The 16,774-nt window shown below is 64.4% G+C and carries 17 protein-coding genes and 1 pseudogene; 8 read left to right on the top strand and 10 right to left on the bottom strand.

The genetic code is table 11. The features are described 5' to 3' along the window. Positions 1-127 precede the first annotated feature (127 nt). From P9254_RS01760 to P9254_RS01775, 4 genes are all read left to right on the top strand, one after another. Positions 128-1,768: a N,N-dimethylformamidase beta subunit family domain-containing protein gene (locus P9254_RS01760; RefSeq protein ID WP_278054041.1), complete on the top strand. Its 1,641-nt coding sequence runs from the start codon at positions 128-130 to the stop codon at positions 1,766-1,768. 1 nt (position 1,769) lies between these two features. Then, positions 1,770-3,152 carry an aminotransferase family protein gene (locus P9254_RS01765; RefSeq protein WP_127248021.1) on the top strand — a complete coding sequence of 461 codons (1,383 nt, stop codon included), beginning with the start codon at positions 1,770-1,772 and terminating at the stop codon, positions 3,150-3,152. A gap of 224 nt (positions 3,153-3,376) precedes the next feature. Continuing rightward, positions 3,377-3,874 (top strand): GNAT family N-acetyltransferase, encoded by a 498-nt coding sequence (locus tag P9254_RS01770; protein WP_278054040.1) that lies wholly within the window; start codon positions 3,377-3,379, stop codon positions 3,872-3,874. Further along, on the top strand, positions 3,871-4,899 hold the full coding sequence (locus P9254_RS01775; protein ID WP_095825284.1) for a histone deacetylase family protein: 1,029 nt from the start codon (positions 3,871-3,873) through the stop codon (positions 4,897-4,899). The genes P9254_RS01770 and P9254_RS01775 overlap by 4 nt, the downstream gene beginning before the upstream one ends. Position 4,900: 1 nt before the next feature. Here P9254_RS01775 and P9254_RS01780 read toward each other — a convergent pair whose 3' ends face one another. The 3 genes from P9254_RS01780 to P9254_RS01790 all read right to left on the bottom strand — a co-directional run bounded on the left by P9254_RS01780 (position 4,901) and on the right by P9254_RS01790 (position 7,909). Beyond that, on the bottom strand, positions 4,901-6,169 hold the full coding sequence (locus P9254_RS01780; protein ID WP_095825346.1) for a cysteine desulfurase-like protein: 1,269 nt from the start codon (positions 6,167-6,169) through the stop codon (positions 4,901-4,903). A gap of 36 nt (positions 6,170-6,205) precedes the next feature. Beyond that, positions 6,206-7,273 carry an aldo/keto reductase gene (locus P9254_RS01785; protein ID WP_067328473.1) on the bottom strand — a complete coding sequence of 356 codons (1,068 nt, stop codon included), beginning with the start codon at positions 7,271-7,273 and terminating at the stop codon, positions 6,206-6,208. A 117-nt stretch (positions 7,274-7,390) separates the two neighbouring features. Further along, positions 7,391-7,909, bottom strand: a complete 519-nt coding sequence (locus P9254_RS01790) for a hypothetical protein (RefSeq protein ID WP_179294479.1) — start codon at positions 7,907-7,909, stop codon at positions 7,391-7,393. A 330-nt stretch (positions 7,910-8,239) separates the two neighbouring features. On the opposite strand from P9254_RS01790, the gene P9254_RS28955 reads away from it, so the two are divergent. Continuing rightward, positions 8,240-8,404, top strand: a complete 165-nt coding sequence (locus tag P9254_RS28955; protein WP_082954041.1) for a DUF1127 domain-containing protein — start codon at positions 8,240-8,242, stop codon at positions 8,402-8,404. 51 nt (positions 8,405-8,455) lie between these two features. On the opposite strand, the gene P9254_RS01800 is transcribed toward P9254_RS28955, so the two are convergent. After that, positions 8,456-8,959 carry a DUF1993 domain-containing protein gene (locus tag P9254_RS01800; protein WP_095800831.1) on the bottom strand — a complete coding sequence of 168 codons (504 nt, stop codon included), beginning with the start codon at positions 8,957-8,959 and terminating at the stop codon, positions 8,456-8,458. Positions 8,960-9,104: 145 nt separating this feature from the next. Between P9254_RS01800 and P9254_RS01805 the strand changes: the two genes are divergently transcribed. After that, positions 9,105-10,154, top strand: coding sequence for a DUF1176 domain-containing protein (locus tag P9254_RS01805; RefSeq protein WP_067328350.1), 1,050 nt, complete (start codon positions 9,105-9,107; stop codon positions 10,152-10,154). Here the strand turns inward: P9254_RS01805 and P9254_RS01810 are convergent, their stop codons facing one another. The 6 genes and pseudogenes from P9254_RS01810 to P9254_RS01835 form a co-directional block, all read right to left on the bottom strand. Beyond that, the gene (locus tag P9254_RS01810; protein ID WP_127248025.1) at positions 10,155-11,045 is read right to left on the bottom strand and encodes an alpha/beta hydrolase family protein; all 891 of its coding nucleotides are present in this window, start codon (positions 11,043-11,045) and stop codon (positions 10,155-10,157) included. It abuts the gene before it with no gap. Between the two features lie 32 nt (positions 11,046-11,077). After that, positions 11,078-12,697: a molybdopterin-binding/glycosyltransferase family 2 protein gene (locus P9254_RS01815; protein ID WP_278054032.1), complete on the bottom strand. Its 1,620-nt coding sequence runs from the start codon at positions 12,695-12,697 to the stop codon at positions 11,078-11,080. Continuing rightward, a complete protein-coding gene (locus P9254_RS01820) occupies positions 12,694-13,398 on the bottom strand; it encodes an XdhC family protein (RefSeq protein ID WP_278054030.1) in 705 nt (234 codons plus the stop codon). The genes P9254_RS01815 and P9254_RS01820 overlap by 4 nt, the downstream gene beginning before the upstream one ends. Positions 13,399-13,404: 6 nt before the next feature. Next, complete coding sequence (locus P9254_RS01825; RefSeq protein WP_278054028.1) at positions 13,405-13,743, bottom strand: XdhC family protein; 339 nt, start codon at positions 13,741-13,743, stop codon at positions 13,405-13,407. A 69-nt stretch (positions 13,744-13,812) separates the two neighbouring features. Next, positions 13,813-14,004, bottom strand: a pseudogene (locus tag P9254_RS01830) (VWA domain-containing protein); the annotation flags it as partial. Positions 14,005-14,007: 3 nt separating this feature from the next. Then, positions 14,008-14,502, bottom strand: a complete 495-nt coding sequence (locus tag P9254_RS01835; protein ID WP_067328468.1) for a flavin reductase — start codon at positions 14,500-14,502, stop codon at positions 14,008-14,010. A gap of 179 nt (positions 14,503-14,681) precedes the next feature. Here P9254_RS01835 and P9254_RS01840 point away from each other — a divergent pair, with 179 nt between their 5' ends. Both P9254_RS01840 and P9254_RS01845 read left to right on the top strand, forming a co-directional pair. Next, positions 14,682-15,746, top strand: a complete 1,065-nt coding sequence (locus P9254_RS01840) for a branched-chain amino acid ABC transporter substrate-binding protein (RefSeq protein ID WP_095800836.1) — start codon at positions 14,682-14,684, stop codon at positions 15,744-15,746. After that, entirely contained in the window at positions 15,746-16,762 is a 1,017-nt protein-coding gene (locus tag P9254_RS01845) for a P1 family peptidase (RefSeq protein WP_278054025.1), read from the top strand. The genes P9254_RS01840 and P9254_RS01845 overlap by 1 nt, the downstream gene beginning before the upstream one ends. Positions 16,763-16,774: the final 12 nt, after the last annotated feature.

A 16,774-nucleotide genomic window follows, 5' to 3' on the forward strand; every position in this document is an offset into this window, starting at 1 on the left:
AAACATCGCCTGAAGATCAAATAAGCCGTTTGCCGGATAAGGCCAAGCGCCTGCTGGCCCGATCGTTTCCATTTGACGCTTGGCCGTCCTACGGTCTCAATGGCGACCTCTTGGTTTCGGTTTTTCCATGACGCAACGGCCCGCCGACTTTCCCGATTTCGGACTGACGCCCGAGCAGCGCCGGGAGGCGGTGCGCGGGCATTATTACGAGTGGCCCGGCATGGATGGCTCGAGCGGCGAGATCTGGTGCTACAGCGACCGCTTTTCCTATCGTCCGGGCGAGACGGTGACGCTTTTCGTCAGCTCGACGGCCCCGCAATTCAGGATTGTCATCGTCCGCGACGGCGGCGATGAAACCAAGGTCTTCGATGGGTCGGGACTGTCGGCGCGCTGGCAGGAAACGCCCGAGCAATGTTCGGTCGACGGCTGCGGCTGGGAAGCCTCGTTCGAATTCCGCATCGGCGATGACTGGCCGTCGGGAGCTTACCGTGTCAGGCTTTCGGCTGAAGGGCCGGACGGCACGCCGATCGAGAGCCACCACCTCTTCATCGTCGCGCCCCTGCCCGGCCGCAAGCCTGGTCGCCTGCTGCAGATCGCCGCGACCGGCACCTGGCTCGCCTATAACACCTGGGGCGGCTCCAACCACTATCAGGGCATCACCGGCCCGAACCGCGACCGATATGCCACGATGGTCTCCACGCAACGCCCTTGGTGCCGCGGCTTCGTCGTGCTGCCCAAGGATGCACCGCGCGTGCCGCTGGAAGTCGCGATGCCGCCGAAGACCGTGCCGCGTTATCCGCATATGGAATGGGCCTTTGCCACGGGACATTCGAAGAAATACGCGTCTTCCGGCTGGGCAAGCTACGACAGCCATTTCTTCCGCTTTGCCGAACGCGCCGGATATCAGGTCGACCTCGCCAGCCAGCACGAGCTGCACTTCTCGCCGGAAATCCTCGACGGCTATGATTGCGTCGTCTTCGTCGGCCACGACGAATACTGGACCTGGGAGATGCGCGACGCGGTGGACGCTTATGTCGAGCGCGGCGGCCACGCGGCGCGCTTCGCCGGCAATTTCATGTGGCAGACCAGGCTGGAGGACGAGGGCCGACGCCAGGTTTGCTACAAATACCGGGCGCGGGCCGAAGACCCGGCCTATCGCGGCGGCGACATCACCCGCGCCACCAATTCCTGGGAAGCGCCGGAGATCGGCCGTCCGGGCAGCGCTACCTTCGGCCTCAACGCGACGCGTGGCGTCTATGCCGGCTGGGGCGGCTGCGCGCCGCGCGGTGTGCGCGGCTTCCCGGTCTACCGCCCCGAGCACTGGGCCTTCGCCGGCACCGGCATCTATTATGGCGACCTGCTTGGCGCCGATAGCCATGTCTATGGCTATGAGGTCGACGGGCTCGATTTCGAAATACGCGGCGGCCTGCCGTACCCGACTGAAGAGAGCGGCGCGCCGGACGGCTTGCAGGTGCTGGCCGTCGGCCTGGCGAGTCAGGTCGAGGAAAGCGCCGACATTCCGATCGAAGACCAGTTCCTCACCGACGAGGACGGCCGCTTCACCGCCGAGACTTTGTTCGGCGAGGCCAGCGACGCCAATCTCGATAAGGTCAAGCGCGGCAACGGCATGATCGTCAATTTCCCGCGCGGCAAGGGCGAAGTCTTCCACGCCGGAAGCTGCGAATGGGTCGCCGGCCTGCTAAGGCAGGACGCGATGGTCGAACGCGTCACCAAGAATGTTCTCGACCGCTATCTCGGAAAGTCCTGACATGCCGACACCGGAAGTGCAGCCCTCGCCTGAAGCCGAAGCGCGGCCGCCGTCGCATTTGTTCTATCTCTCCAGCCTGCGCCGGCCACTCGTCGACCGCGCCGAGGGCATCTATTTCTGGACCAAGGACGGCCGCCGCTTCATCGACGGTTCAAGCGGACCGATGGTCGCCAATATCGGCCATTCCAACCGCAACGTGCTCGACGCCATGAAGCGGCAGATGGACAAGACCACCTTCGCCTATCGGCTTCATTTCGAGAACGAACCGGCGGAAGAACTGGCGCGGGCACTGGCTCACAAGCTGCCCGAAGGCATGGACCGCATCTTCTTCGTCTCGGGCGGCTCGGAAGCGACCGAATCCTGCATCAAACTCGCCCGGCAATGGGCGGTCGCCACCGGGCAGCCGAAGCGCTGGAAGGTGATCACCCGCTTCCCGTCCTATCACGGTGGCACGCTGGGTTCGCTCGCCATCACCGGCGACGACGCGCTTGCCGAGACTTTTACGCCGTTGATGCGGGTGATGCCGACGGTGCCGGCGCCGGCCGCCTGGCGCGATCGCGACAACCTCTCGATGGAGCAGCGCGGCATCCGTTATGCCGACATGCTCGAAGACAAGATACAGGCCGAGGGCCCGGAAAGCGTGCTCGCCTTCATCATGGAACCCGTCGGCGGCGCGGCAACGGCAGCCCTTGTCGCGCCCGACAGCTACTATGCGCGCATCCGCGAGATATGCGACCGCTACGGCATCCTGCTCATCCATGACGAGGTGATGAGCGGTGCCGGCCGCACCGGTAAATTTTTGGGCGGCGACCATTGGAACTGCAAGCCGGACATCGTCGCGCTGTCAAAAGGGCTGGGCTCCGGCTATGCGCCGCTCGGCGCGCTGGCGGCTCCCATGCGACTGGTCGAGCCGCTGCTCGCCTCCGGCGGCTTCCAGCACGGCCACACCTATGCTGGCAATCCGCTTGCCTGTGCGGCCGGCCTTGCGGTGCTGAGCGAAATGGACCGGCTCGATCTCATCGCCAACGCCGCCACCATGGGGGATGTGCTGATCGCAGAGTTGAAGGCGTTGCAGAAGCGTTTCCCTTTCATCGCCGACGTGCGCGGCAAGGGCTTGCTGCTCGGCGCCGAGATGGTCGCCGATCCGGAGGCGCTGACGCCGATCGCGCCGGCGAAAAAGGCAACGCAGCGCCTGCTCGACCACGCCTATGCGCGCGGCCTGATCATCTATGGCCGCAAGGTCAAGGGCGGCGTCGACGGCGACAATTTCATGGTGGCGCCGCCGATGATCATCACGCGCGAGCAGATCGGCGAGATGATCGCCATCATCGGCGACTCGCTCGAGGCGCTGGCGGAGGAACTCGATCTGCCGGTTGCAGGCTGAGGGTGAAATGGCGCTGTGAGACGTCCTGAGATGTTCGCGATCCTTCGCTCCCCCCTCTGGCCGGCCGGCCATCTCCCCCACGAGGGGGGAGATCCGATGTCGCTGTCGCTTTCGCCAATCGCCGACGTTGCCGGAACCGCGCCGTCGGTGCACCTGCTGATCTCCCCCGTTGCGGGGGAGATGTCCGGCGGGACAGAGGGGGGTGCCCGGGCGCCATACTTGTCGTGAGCACAATTATCCTCCGCCCCAGCCAAATCGAGGATGCCGAAACCATCCATGCCGCCTTGCTGCGCCTCGGTACCCACATCGGCGCGCATCAAGAGATCACCTCGACACCGGATGACCTCCGCCGCTACGGCTTCGGCGCAAAGCCCGCCTTTTCGACCTTGATCGCCGAGGTCGACGGCGAGTTTGCCGGGCTCTGCCTGCACTTTCCGATCTTTTCGACCTGGATGGGCCGGCCCGGGGTCTTTGTGCAGGACCTCTATGTCGAGGACCGCTTTCGCGGCCGCCGCATCGGTGAGAAGCTGTTGCGGCGCGTGGCCAAGGAGTGTCGCGCTGCAGGCGGCGTCTATCTCAGGCTCTCCGTCGACACCGATAACGAAACCGCGAAGACCTTCTATGAAAAGCTCGGCATCGGCTGGTCGAGCTACGAGCAGGTGCACAAGATTGTCGGCGAGGCCTTTTTTGCCTTTGCCGACGCGCCGGAGGACGAACGATGAAAGCCTTCTATGCCGAGGAACAGAAGCGCCATGACCCGAAGGCCTTCCTTTCCAGCGGCGCGCCGCAACCCAATCCGGAAAAGCCGGAACGGGTCGAGAGATTGCTAGCCGGCGCAAGATCGGCCGGTGTGACGATCGAACGGCCCAACGACCATGGCCTTGGGCCGATCGCCGCCGTGCATACGCCCGAATATCTCGACTTTCTCGAGCACATCTTCGCGCGCTGGCAACGCATCGATGGCGCCTCGGCGGAGGTCATCCCGAACATCCATCCAATCGGCCGCGGCGGCTCCTATCCGGCCTCGGCGGTCGGCCAGGCTGGCTATCATATGGCCGACACAGCCTGCCCGATCTCGGCAGAGACCTGGAACAGTGCGCTCTGGAGCGCCTGGAGCGCAGTGGAAGCCGCCGAAGCCGTGATGGCCGGCGCGACGGCGGCTTACGCGCTCTGCCGCCCGCCTGGCCATCACGCCTTTGCCGACGTGGCGGGCGGCTTCTGCTTCATCAACAATTCGGCGGTCGCCGCGCAGGTGCTGAGAAAGGACGCGGGACGCGTCGCCATACTCGATGTCGACCTGCATCACGGCAACGGCACGCAGGGAATCTTTTACGCCCGGCCGGATGTTCTGACCGTCTCGCTGCATGCCGATCCGGTGCGCTTCTATCCCTTCTTCTGGGGCCATGCCGACGAGCGCGGCGAAGGGGCGGGCCTCGGCTACAACCTCAACCTGCCGCTGCCGCGCAAATCCGGCGACGCGGCATTTCTGGAAGGGCTGAAAACAGCCTTCCGGCGCATCCGCGCCTTCGCGCCGGAAGCGCTGGTTGTCGCGCTCGGGCTCGACGCATTCGAAGGCGATCCATTCGGAGGCCTTTCGGTGACGACGCCCGGCTTCGCGCGCGTCGGCGAGGCGATCGCCGGCCTTGGCCTGCCGACGGTCATCGTCCAGGAGGGCGGCTACCTCTGCGATGCGCTCGGCGACAACCTCACCGCTTTCCTGACCGGCTTTGGCGGGAAGAAAGGATAGTTCAGGCGCGCTGCTGCCTCAGCATTGCAATGACGCGATGTACGCTTTCCAGCGTCTCGTCGATATCTGCGGCTGTGTTGTAATGCGCGATGCCGATGCGCACGACGCCCTGCTCCGGCGGAATGCCGAGTTGGTGGACGATCTCCCATGCATAGTTGTGGCCGGACCACAGGAAGATGTTCTCGGCATTCATCTGTCGCACGATCGTTTCCGGCGCGATGCCCTCTACCGTGAAGGAAATTGTCGGCACGCGATCGCCGAAACATTCCGGGTCGGTGATGCCGCGGATGGTCAATCCCTCGATGTTCGACAGGCCCTCGATCAACTGCCGGGCGAGCGTATTCTCGTAAGCGATCGACACTTCGAAGGCTCTCGCTATCCGCTGCCGCCGCGAACCGCCCTCGCCGGCTGCGGCGCCGAGATCGGCGAAGTAGTCGACCGCTGCGGTCAACCCAGCCATCAGCTCGATCTGCGGCGTGCCGAGCTCGAACCTTTCCGGCAGGTGGTTGGACGAGCAGCGGCATTTGTAGGGCTTCAGCGCATCGATGACGTCGCGGCGGCCCCACAATATACCCATATGCGGCCCGAAGAATTTATAGGCCGAGCAGACCAGGAAATCGCAGCCCAGCGCCTGAACGTCGATCAGCCCGTGCGGCGCGAATTGCACCGCGTCGACATAGACCAGCGCCCCGGCCTGCTTGGCGAGTGCCGTCAGCTCGCTCACGCGGTTGATCGAGCCGGTGAGGTTCGAGGCATAGTTCAGCGCCACAAGCCGCGTCCTTTCCGAAAGCAGCGCCTTCAGCCGCGCTTCCTCGACCTGCCAGCTCTTGTCGTCGAAGGGCAGGAAACGCACGACAAGGCCGAGATCCTCTGCAAGCTGCAGCCAGGGCGAGACATTGCCCTCGTGGTCCATGCGCGTGAGGATGATCTCGTCGCCCGGCTTCATCGTCCGGCCGAGTGTGCGCGACATGTGGTAGGTCAGCGTCGTCATATTGGCGCCGATGATGATTTCCTCGACGCTTGCCGCACCGAGAAAATCGGCCATCGCCGCATGCGCATCATCGACCACCTGCTGCGCCGCGACCGTCGTTTCGAAGAAGCCGCCGAGGTTGGCGTTTGTCGTTAGCAGGCAGCGCGAGACCGCATCCGCCACCGCCTGCGGCACCTGGGTTCCGGCGGGATTGTCGAGATAGATGCGACGGCGGCCCTTGTCGGTCAGCGAAAGTGCTGGAAACCGTCCGCGCACGAGCTCTATCGGAAAATCTGCCATCGCCTCCATCCCTTCGTCCTTCTCAATGATTTCCAGTCACGGGCAAGGGTTGCCGACGCGCTGGTGGATGGCATCGACCGCCTTCTGCATCTCCTCCGTCCAGCGGACCTCGACCGAAGACAGCGCCATGTCGAGCTGCGCGACGCTGGTGGCGCCGACGATATTCGCGGTCACAAAAGGCCGGCTCGTCACATAGGCGTTGGCGAAGAGCGCCGGCTCCATGCCGAAAGAGCGCGCCAGCTCGCTGTATTGGAGCAGCACTTCCGCCGCATTCGGCGTCTCGTAGCGCTGGCCGCGATTGAAGAGCTGCGTGCGAGAGCCTTGCGGCCGCGCGCCGTGATCATATTTGCCGGTGAGGTAGCCCTGCGCCAGCGGAGAATAAGGTAGAAACGCGATCTCTTCGCGTTGGCAGACTTCGGCCAGGTTCACCTCGAAGGTGCGGTTGACGAGATTGTAGGCGTTCTGCAGCGAGGCGACTCGCGGGCCGACGCCCTTGTCGGACTCGGCCAGGAAACGCATGACGCCCCACGAGCTTTCGTTCGACAGGCCTAAATGGCGGATTTTTCCCGCCTTCACCAGTTCCTCGAAGACAGCTAGCGTCTCGGCGATCGGCGTCTCGTCCGCCGGCGCTCCGACAGCATCGGCCCGCCGCGCTACCGCCCCGACTCGCGTCGGGTTCGAACCCCAGGGAATGTCCCGGTCCGGCCAATGAATCTGGTAGAGATCGATGTAATCGGTGCGGAGCTTGGCGAGCGACTTCTCGACCGCATCGAAAATGTCGGCGCGCACAAGCTTCGATGGCCGGCCGCCGCGAAACCAGGCGTTGGCCGTGCGGCCGACCACTTTCGAGGCGATGATGACCTTGTCGCGGTTGCCCCTGGTCTTCATCCAACTGCCGATGATCCTCTCGGTCCACCCTTGCGTCTCGGCTTTGGGCGGGATCGGGTAAAGCTCGGCGGTGTCGATGAAATTCACGCCGCGCGAGAAGGCCAGATCCATCTGGGCATGGCCTTCGGCCTCTGTGTTCTGCTGGCCCCAGGTCATCGAACCGAGGCAGATTTGCGAAACAAGGAGGTCTGTCCGACCGAGGCGGCGTTTTTGCATGAAATGTCTCCGGCGGGAGGTGGCGCGCGGCTGCGCGGGGAGGAATTCAAGCATAAGGCATAGGCCGGATTTTCTCCAAGCCGGTCCTGGCGACTTTTGCGTGAATTCGGAAACCGGTTAGCGTCGTGCCGCGGCCAGCGCGCGCCGCTTGGCCTCGTCGATCAGCATGTTGGCCACTTGCATGCGGATCATGGCGCGCTGACGCAGATGCGGGGCGACACGGTCCGGATGGTTGGCGAAGGCGAAGTTGCGTCGAATGCGGCCGAAATCGGTATCCTTCGCAGGGCGATCGAGGCCGAGCTCGCCGGCAATCGATTCAGGGTCGATCGGCGCCAGCTCTTCCTCAGGGCGATGCTCTTCCTCAGCGAGAGCCAGCTTGGCCTGGTCGAGAAGCGCGGCGAACTCGGCGGCAAGGTCGGCGCCCGCTTCGCGGTACTCGGCGGCGACGCTTTCGCCGGCGACCTTGATGCGGCCGGAGTGAAGCTCGTCCGCCACCGACAGATAGTCGAATGGAATAGAGGGCCGGGCGCCCCCGTCTTCGCCCTTCTCGGAAGCGATGATGAGGTCGTCGAGCAACGAAGCGAAATCCAGCTTGTTCCCGGTGCCGATCTCAGCCTCCTCCTGTCGCAACGGCATTCATTGTTGCCGTCGACCATAGATCGCTGTCGTTAAAAATGAATACCGACGACATTAACAATTGCGGGTGTTGAAGCTGCAGGTCGGCCGGAAACAAAAATGCCGGCTGCATTCGATATAGACCGGCAGGGTCGCCAGAGTGGCGAGGAAAAAGCCCGGCCGGTCCCAGCACCGTGGCGTACGGTCGAGTTTCCGCAAAAGTTTCAGAAGAGAAGCGATTTTGGCGGAAAAAGATTCACCGGGCATGGCAGCCATGCACTTGCTGCACTGCACAATTGTAACAAATCACCTATATTCTCGGCGTGTGGAGGACAAACAAGGGGCTGGAATATGGGGTTCTTCACCGAAATGTTCGCGCGGCCGCGGCCGCAGGAACAGCAGCGTTACCGATCGGCGCTCGCGCTGCTGAACGCGATGAGCAACGCCGACCGCGCCGATATCGGCATCAAGCCGGCCGACTTTCCACGTATCGCCCGCGAGATGTCGATACGCTGATTCAAAGATGAAAAAGAGGGTTCTCGGCGGCGCCGGTAAACCTCTCCGTCTTCAGCGTCCTAGGAAAATCGACTTGCCCAGCGGCACGCCATTGTGCCGCAGGATGTCGTATGCCGTGGTGATGTGGAAGTAGAAGTTCGGCATGGCTGCGTTGAGCAGATATTGCAGTCCGGCCATCGAGACCTCGCGTCCGGCAAGCCTCAATTCGATCGTCCGCTCCTCCGACCCGTCCAGATCGGCGGCCGAGAATGTCGCCAGATGATCGAGCGTCTTGGCGATTCGGGCGTGCAGCTCTTCGAAACTGGACTCGTTGTCCTCGTATTTCGGCACTTCGCGGCCGGCGAGCCGCGACGGCGCGCCCTTGGCATGATCGGTGGCGATCTGCACCTGCCGGGTCAGCGCGAACATGTCGGGCGCCAGCCTCGCGGTCAGAAACACCTGCGGGTCGATCTTGCGGTCGGCGGCGTTCTGTTCGGCCAGTGACAGCACGCTGGCCAGCGCCTTCAGCCGGGCCGAAAAGACGGCCACGGAAATATCGTACATGGATATGGTCACGTGAGTTATCTCCCCAGGCGGCGTCAGCGCCGCGGGCCGTGAGCTAGCGCTTCCCGGCTCGATTCTTCAAGCAGCCCGTGCGCCCCCGTCACCGCCTCGCCGCAATCGCGGTGGTAGTATTTTCGTTATCGAGCGGAGATTCCCGATGAGACCTGCCCTTATCGCAGCGACTGCCTTGTTCTCCCTTGCGGCCATCGGCCGGTCGGCGCTTGCAGCCGAAGCTCCTTATATCGACGACCGGTCCAGTGCCGAGGCCGTTGTCCGCTCGCTCTACAGCGCGATCAACCGGCATGAATTCGCTCGCGCCTGGGGTTATTTCGGCGACACCAAGCCGGCAAAAGATTTCGACGCCTTCGTTAAAGGCTACGACAGCACCGACACGGTCGAGGTCAAGACCGGCGCGGTATCGGACGAAGGTGCTGCCGGCAGCATCTACTACAGCGTCCCTGTCGCCATCCAGGCCACCGACAAGAAGGGCGAAGCCAAGATCTTTGCCGGCTGCTACACGCTTCGCCAGGTCAACGCGCAGATCCAGGAACCGCCGTTCCAGCCGATCTTTATCGACAAGGGCGCCCTGAAACCGTCGACTTCGGATTTCCAGGATGCCGTGCCGACAAGCTGCGGCGACGGCCCGCCGCCGCCCAAGAAGGACGAGGCGCTGGAACAGGCCAGGAAGGCGTTCCTCGCCGCCTATGGCGAGCAGTGCGACAAGGAGAACCCGGAAGGCAAGCCGGCCGGCGAGCCGGACGCCTACTCGATCCATTACAAGGACAAGGACGCCGGAGCCGACGAGCCGGAGCGCGAGACGCGGCTCTTCCGCTTCTTCTGCTCGATGGCCGCCTACAATGAAAGCGCGGTCTATTACATCTATGACGACGTGTCCGGCGTCCGGCAGTTGCAGTTCGCCGCGCCGGAACTCGACATCCGTTACGAGAACAACAACAGCGAAGGCAAGGTCGAGGGCATCCACATCATCGGCTTCCTGACCGACGACCAGCTGGTCAATTCCGAATATGACGACAAGACCCAGACGATCACCTCGATGAACAAATGGCGCGGCGTCGGCGACGCTTCATCGACCGGCACCTATCTGTTCCGCCACGGCAATTTCTCGTTGGTGCAGTATGATGTCGATGCATCTTACGACGGCGAGATCAATCCCGAGACCGTCCTGGACTACAACACGCCGCCTTGATCAGGGCGCTTTCGTCAGCATCCAGTTCAGTGTGCCGCGCCAATCGACCATGCGGATCGGCGTCCCATGCGTGCCGGTCTCGAACCGCACGAAGCGGGCCGGATAGGTCTTCGATTTGGCGAGAATCGAGCGGAAGAAGGCTTCCTGCTTCTCAACCTGGAAAACCACGTCACGGCTGCCCTGGCCGAAGAACACCGGCACGCGGCGCTTGAACGCCGGGCTGGTCAAGAAGCTTTCGTCCCAGAGCGAGCCGAGCAGCAGGAGCCCACTGACGCGGGCGCCAATATCCTTGCGGTCGGCCAGCTTCCAGCAGAGAATGCCGCCCATCGAGCCGCAGGCGACGAAGATTTTCGCGCCGGGCGATGTCTCTGCATAGTGGTCGATCAAAGCCGCGACTTGGGCGGCGCCCTTGTCGCCGAAATCGGGAAAGTCCGGCGAAAGATAAAGACCGCCATTTTCGGCCATCAGATTCTTCAGGCGGTTGAAATTGCCGCCAAAGGTGAAGTCGTCGACGCCCTGCTTGCGGCTGCCGCCCTGCCCGTGCAGGTAAAGGACGATGATGGCGGCACCTTGCGTCTTGCCGACTGCGACATGCCGGACATCGCCGACATCGGTCTTCAGCATCAAGTCCTGCTGCATCTTGCGCACGCCGGGGTCGATATATTGGGCATGCACACGCCTTTCAGGCACCTCGTCGCGCTGATTGATGTCGCGCATCTCGCGATAGTCGAGCACCGTATAGGCACCGTTGTCGCCGCTCGACAGCGTCGCCGGGTAGGCGAAAAGCTCGTCCTTGAAGGGTTTCAGCGACAACGTCTGGCCCTCGGCGGCAGAGAGCGAAAAAGCTGTTGCGGCGAGCAAAGTGAGGAAAGTTCGGCAGCGCAAAGACATTCCGAAGCCATGCGAAATTCGGCTTCGGTTTGTCAATCCTGCAGCACGCCGCCCGCGCCTTCCAGCGCCTCGCGCGTATCGACGTCGATCGAAGCGCCCTGCCCGATTTCGACATCGATGACGTCGAGCCCTTCGGCCTCGACCAGATGGCGCGCGCCTGTGTCGCCTTCGAGCTGCGCGACGGCGGCAAAGAGCGACCGCGGCAGCAGCACCGGGTTGCCGCGTTTGCCGTGATGCGCCGCGCGCACCACGGCGCGGCCCCCGGATCGGCGGAACGCATCGATCAGGCTATCGAGATCCTTAGACGAGATACCAGGCATGTCGCCGAGCACGATCATGGCGCCGGCCGCGTCGGGCGCGACCCGCGCGATGCCCGCCTTAAGCGACGAGGCCAACCCGTCGGCGAAGTCCGGATTGTGGGCAAGCGTGATATCGAGACCTGAGAGCGCCGAGCGCACCCGCTCGCGCTGATGGCCGGTGACGACGATGGCGTTGGCCGCTTTCGATCCCAGCGCCCGCTCGGCGGTGCGCCGCACCAGCGGCTTGCCGTCGAACAGCGCCAGCAGTTTGTTCGGCCCGCCCATGCGGCTGGAGCGCCCGGCGGCGAGAAGCACGATGTCGACCCTCGGCTCCGCTTTTGCCGACTGCGACGGCAGCGGCTCGCGCGGCTGCGGCCTGGACGGGATTTCCATCAACAGGCCTCCGACGCCCATGCCCGCAATGTCGCCCGCCGTCACGTCAAGCCCGGCGATCAGCCGGTCCAGCACCCAGTCGAAACCGTTTTCCTTCGGGCTGCGGGCACAGCCGGGCGCGCCGATGACGCGCTTGCCGTCGAGCGTACCGAGCACCAGCAGATTGCCGGGATCGACCGGCATGCCGGCTCGAATGACTTTGCCGCCCGCCTTCTCGATCGCGGCAGGGATGACATCGGCGAAATCGGCCAGCGCCGAGGCGCCGAAGATCACCACCATGTCGTTGTCGCGCGCCAGCGCGCTTGCTGCTTCCGCAACAAGCGTCACGTCATGCGGCGTGCGCCGCTCCGCCTTCAGCCGGCCGCCGGAGCGCGCCAGCCGCGCCTCGGTGACCCGCAGCGTCTTGTCGAGCACGCTCGGCTTCAAGCCGGGCAGCGTCGTCTGGATGACGCCGACATTGACCGGGCGATAGGCGTTGACGGCGCAGATTTCGCCGCCGGCGCAAATCCTGGCCACCGCATCGACTAGGCTCGCAGCGACGGCAAACGGAATGATCTTCACCGTCGCCACCATCTGGCCCGCCTCGACAGGCGCGTGCTGCGCCAGGGTAGCGATGGTGATCGCCGGGTCGATGGCATTGATGGCGTCGATCATCTTGGCGTCGACGGTGAAGACGCCTGCGGCTTCGGCATGCAGGTTCACGCGTCCCGTTGCAGCGGGCTTCGTCTCGACGTTGCGATGGGACATGTTCAACGCGATCTTTTCGGCCGCGGCATCCTCGCCGAGGTCATCGGAAGAGAGAACGGCCACGACGACTTCGCTGATGCCGGCCGCCTTCAGCGCAGCAACGTCCTCGCCGTTCAGCCGATGCGCCTTGCGGAATCGCCGCTCGCCGGCAGTGGTCGCATGCGCCAGCACCGCGCCTTCGGCCTCATCGATCGCGATCGGGCCGAACTTCACGCCACCGCGCCTTTGCTTTCCAGGCCGCGCGAGCGGAAGGCGTGGATGGTCTGTGCCAGCACCGCGACGGCGATCTCGGCCGGGCTCGCGGCGCCGATGTCCAGCCCGATCGGTGCATGGATGCGGGCGATCTGGTCGGCGCTGGCGCCGAGCGCCAGCAGACGCTCGACCCGCTTGGCGTGAGTCTTCCTGCTGCCAAGCGCCCCAACATAGAAGCACCTGGCGTCGAGCGCCGCCTTCAGCGCGAAATCGTCGATCTTGGGATCGTGAGTGACGGCGGCAAGCGCGGTGTAGCTGTCGAGCGGCTGGCGCTTCAGCACATCTTCCGGCCATTCGGCATGCAGCGCCACATCGTGGAAGCGCTCCGGCGTGGCGAAGGCGGTGCGCGGATCGATGATCTCGACCGGATAGCCGGCGATTCTGGCCATCGGCGCCAGCGCCTGGCTGATATGCACCGCTCCGACCACCACCAGGCGCGGGCGCGGCAGATGCGCATTGAGAAAGAAAGTCCGCCCTTCCGCTTCCACCGATCGAGAGATGCCGGTGCGGAACGCACTGGCGATCGCCGCGCCGAGCTCGCCCGCGACGCGGTCGCCTTCACGCACGATGCGGTCGCGGCCGTCACTGAGGTCGGTGACCAGCACCGCGGCGCGCCTGGCGCGGCGCTCTTCGTTCAATGTTTTGAGAACATACGGATCCATCCGCAGTCAACCCAGCCGCTCGACATAGACCTTGATGCGGCCGCCGCAGGACAGCCCCACCTGCCAGGCGGTTTCGTCGGCGACGCCGAACTCCAGCATCCTCGGCTTGCCCGAACCGATCACGTCGATCGCCTCGGTCACCACCGCGCCCTCGACACAGCCGCCGGAAACCGAACCGTGGAAATTCCCTTCGGCGTCGATAACCAGATGGCTGCCGGCCGGGCGCGGCGCCGAACCCCAGGTTTCGACCACGGTCGCGATGGCGACATTCTTACCGTTCTTCATCCAGCCTTCCGCGATGATCAGGGGATCGCGGAGCTCATCGAGATAAATGCTCTCGTCCATCGTCGCTTCTCACAAAGTCTGTTTTCTCGGGGAACGTCCCAGAGGAATATATCGCTGCGAAACATATGGCTACGCGGCCCGCCTGTCGCCAGTTCGCAGCCAGCGCCGCAGGTCCACAGCTGCGGCCGGCCGCTGGGCGAGCGGGGCGCAAGGATCGGCCAGCGAGTCCGACATTGTGCACGGCGCGGAACTCGTCGACACGCGGCAGCATCGCCTTCACGCCACGGGGGCGCGCCTCGAACCATCAAAGCGCAAGAGCGGTTTTCACAGAACGTGGTAGTCGCGGTTGTGGTAGATCAGCGGCCGCAAATTATCGCCGATGCGCAGGCCTGTCACCTTGCCGAAAAGCACACGGTGGGTGGCCAAATCCTTGGTATCGATGATCTGACAATCGAAGACGGCGAGCGCGCCTTTCAGCGTCGGCGCGCCGGTCGAGATCACGTCCCATTCGCCGAGCGCGAAGCGCTCCTCGGACGGCAGGCCGGTGATGCCGGAAAAGCCGACCGACAGCGCCTCCTGGTCCGAGGCGAGTGTGTTCAGCGCGAAATTGCCGTTCCGGATGAAGGCTTCGTTCTTGGGATTTTCGCGGTTGAGGCAGACAAGCACGGCGGGCGGCGTATCCGAGACCGAGCAGGCGGCAATCACCGTTGCGCCCCGTCTCCCGGCCGGGCCGTCCGTGGTCACCACATGCACATGGCCGGCAAAATGCGCCATCGCATCGCGATAGGCTTGCGGCCCGATGTCATTAATCTTCAGCACCCGATGATCCACCTGCCAAAACGGAAGCTCGTTATATATGGCTGCATATTGTATGACACAAGCGAAGTGCTTGAGCGCAATCCTGAATTCGCGTGTTGCACCGGGATTAGGCAGCCTTTAGGTCTTTGCTGGAATAGTGCCGGAACAATACTCCCGGCACGGAGGACCTCTTCGCCCGAATGCGCCTTCTCACGACGACTTTAGCCGCGCTGCTTTGGCTGGGCGCGAGCGTCCATGCCGAGACGCTGGTTGGCGTCGCCGCACCGCTGTCCGGGCCGTCGGCGATCCTCGGCAAGCAGATCGAGGCGGGGACCGCGCTGGCGGCGGACGCCGAAGGCGTCGCGGTCCGAACCGTTGACGACGCCTGCACGGCCGACGGCGGTGCAGCGGCTGCCAGGCAGTTCGTGGATGCCAAGGTCAACATCGTTGTCGGTTTTCTGTGCACCGAAGCGATCGAGGCGGCGCTGCCGATCCTGAAGGATGCCAACATTCCGGTCATCGCGATCGGCGTGCGCACCGAGAGCCTGACCGACCGCCGCGCCAAGACCGGCTGGCCGGTCTACCGGCTTGGCCCGCGCGGCGACGACGAACGCAATGCGGTGGCCACGATCCTCACTCGGCTCTGGCAGAACGAATTGTTCGCCGTTATCGATGACGGCACCATCTATGGCCGAGAGATCGCAGAGACTTTCCGCGCGGCCGCCGAGCAGGCGGCGCTGAAACCGGTCTTCGTCGACACGTTCCGGCCGCAGCTCGACAACCAGATCGGGCTGATCGGCCGCCTGAAGAAAGCGGGGGCTACGAAAGTGTTTGCCGGCGGCGACGGCGACGACATCGCCATCATGGGGCGCGACGCTGCCTCGCTCAATGCCGGCATCACCTTCGCCGGCGGCGAGACGCTGCGCACGCCACCCGGCGATGTGCCCTATGCGGCCGGCACACTGATGATCGCGCTGCCGGAGTGGGCAGAAGTCGCGGACCCCAAGGTCGTGCAGGCCTTTGGCGAAAGGAAGATCGTGACCGACGGCTACACGCTGCCGGCTTATGCCGCGGTGGAGGTCGCCAAGGCGGCAGCGGTCGACGCAGAAAGCTCCGGCAAGCCGCTCGCCAAGACGCTGACCGACCATGATTTCGCGACCGCTATCGGCACCGTCCGCTTCGACGAAAAGGGCGATCTCAGCCAAAACCCATTCCGCGCCTTCCGCTTCGACGGCACCCATTTCGTGCCGCTGGAGGAAAACTGATGTTCCGCACCTGTCCACGCAACCTGATCACCGACGTCGCCGGACTCACCGTCGGCAATGCTGCTGACGCCAGGCTGAAGTCCGGCGTCACGGTAGTGCTTTGCGAGGAGCCGGCGGTGGCCGGAGTCCAGGTGCTGGGTGGCGCACCAGGCACGCGTGAGACCGACCTGCTCGAGCCGCAAAACTCGATCGCGACCATTCACGCAGTCGTGCTGTCCGGCGGCTCGGCCTTCGGCCTCGATGCCGCTTCCGGCGTCCAGGCGGCGCTGCGGGAGAAAAACATCGGCGTCGAGGTGGGTGGTTTTCGCGTGCCGATCGTGCCGGCCGCGATCCTCTTCGACCTGCGCAATGGCGGCGACAAGGATTGGGGCCGCTATCCGCCCTATCGCGAGCTTGGCTACGAGGCGGCTCAGGCGACAACGACCGATTTCCCGCTCGGTACGGTCGGCGCCGGTACCGGCGCTCTGACTTCCGGTCTGAAGGGCGGGCTGGGTTCGGCCTCGACGATGCTCGACAGCGGCGTCACCATCGGCGCGCTCGCCGCCGTCAACCCGACCGGTTCGGTGACGGTCGGACGCAGCCGCCATTTCTGGGCCGCTCCCTTCGAGATGGGCGATGAATTCGGCGGCTTGGGTTATCCCGACCCGATACCGGAAGACGCCAGGAAGATACTCTTGAAGTACCGCGACAGGCGCGCAGGGGAACCACCAGAGGGCGCCAGCACGACGATTGCCGTCATTGCCACCGATGCCGTGCTTTCCAAGTCGGCCGCCAAACGGCTGGCGATTTCGGCGCATGACGGATTTGCCCGCGCCATCTGGCCGACGCACACACCGGCCGACGGCGATCTCGTCTTTGCGCTCGCGACCGGCAGGAGCGGCATCGAACTCAGCGCCGATGCAGCGATCGACCTCTATGCCGCAGCGGGGTCTACGATGGCCCGCGCCATCAGCCGCGGCGTCCACGCGGCAAGGCCGGCCGACGGCGATCTCTTTCCGGTCTGGTCGTCCCGCTAGAGTTCTGGACGC

The organism is Mesorhizobium sp. WSM4983 (genome assembly GCF_029625765.1).
In the GTDB taxonomy this organism is placed as follows: domain Bacteria; phylum Pseudomonadota; class Alphaproteobacteria; order Rhizobiales; family Rhizobiaceae; genus Mesorhizobium.

What these genes read in the sequence shown, in the direction of transcription:
- P9254_RS01765 (WP_127248021.1), top strand. Translation starts at nt 1,770, where the DNA reads ATGCCGACACCGGAAGTGCAGCCCTCGCCTGAAGCCGAAGCGCGGCCG.
- P9254_RS01760 (WP_278054041.1), top strand. Translation starts at nt 128, where the DNA reads ATGACGCAACGGCCCGCCGACTTTCCCGATTTCGGACTGACGCCCGAG.
- P9254_RS01825 (WP_278054028.1), bottom strand. Translation starts at nt 13,743, where the DNA reads ATGGACGAGAGCATTTATCTCGATGAGCTCCGCGATCCCCTGATCATC.
- P9254_RS01840 (WP_095800836.1), top strand. Translation starts at nt 14,682, where the DNA reads ATGCGCCTTCTCACGACGACTTTAGCCGCGCTGCTTTGGCTGGGCGCG.
- P9254_RS01820 (WP_278054030.1), bottom strand. Translation starts at nt 13,398, where the DNA reads ATGGATCCGTATGTTCTCAAAACATTGAACGAAGAGCGCCGCGCCAGG.
- P9254_RS01810 (WP_127248025.1), bottom strand. Translation starts at nt 11,045, where the DNA reads ATGTCTTTGCGCTGCCGAACTTTCCTCACTTTGCTCGCCGCAACAGCT.
- P9254_RS01805 (WP_067328350.1), top strand. Translation starts at nt 9,105, where the DNA reads ATGAGACCTGCCCTTATCGCAGCGACTGCCTTGTTCTCCCTTGCGGCC.
- P9254_RS01790 (WP_179294479.1), bottom strand. Translation starts at nt 7,909, where the DNA reads ATGCCGTTGCGACAGGAGGAGGCTGAGATCGGCACCGGGAACAAGCTG.
- P9254_RS01775 (WP_095825284.1), top strand. Translation starts at nt 3,871, where the DNA reads ATGAAAGCCTTCTATGCCGAGGAACAGAAGCGCCATGACCCGAAGGCC.
- P9254_RS01785 (WP_067328473.1), bottom strand. Translation starts at nt 7,273, where the DNA reads ATGCAAAAACGCCGCCTCGGTCGGACAGACCTCCTTGTTTCGCAAATC.
- P9254_RS01780 (WP_095825346.1), bottom strand. Translation starts at nt 6,169, where the DNA reads ATGGCAGATTTTCCGATAGAGCTCGTGCGCGGACGGTTTCCAGCACTT.
- P9254_RS28955 (WP_082954041.1), top strand. Translation starts at nt 8,240, where the DNA reads ATGGGGTTCTTCACCGAAATGTTCGCGCGGCCGCGGCCGCAGGAACAG.
- P9254_RS01845 (WP_278054025.1), top strand. Translation starts at nt 15,746, where the DNA reads ATGTTCCGCACCTGTCCACGCAACCTGATCACCGACGTCGCCGGACTC.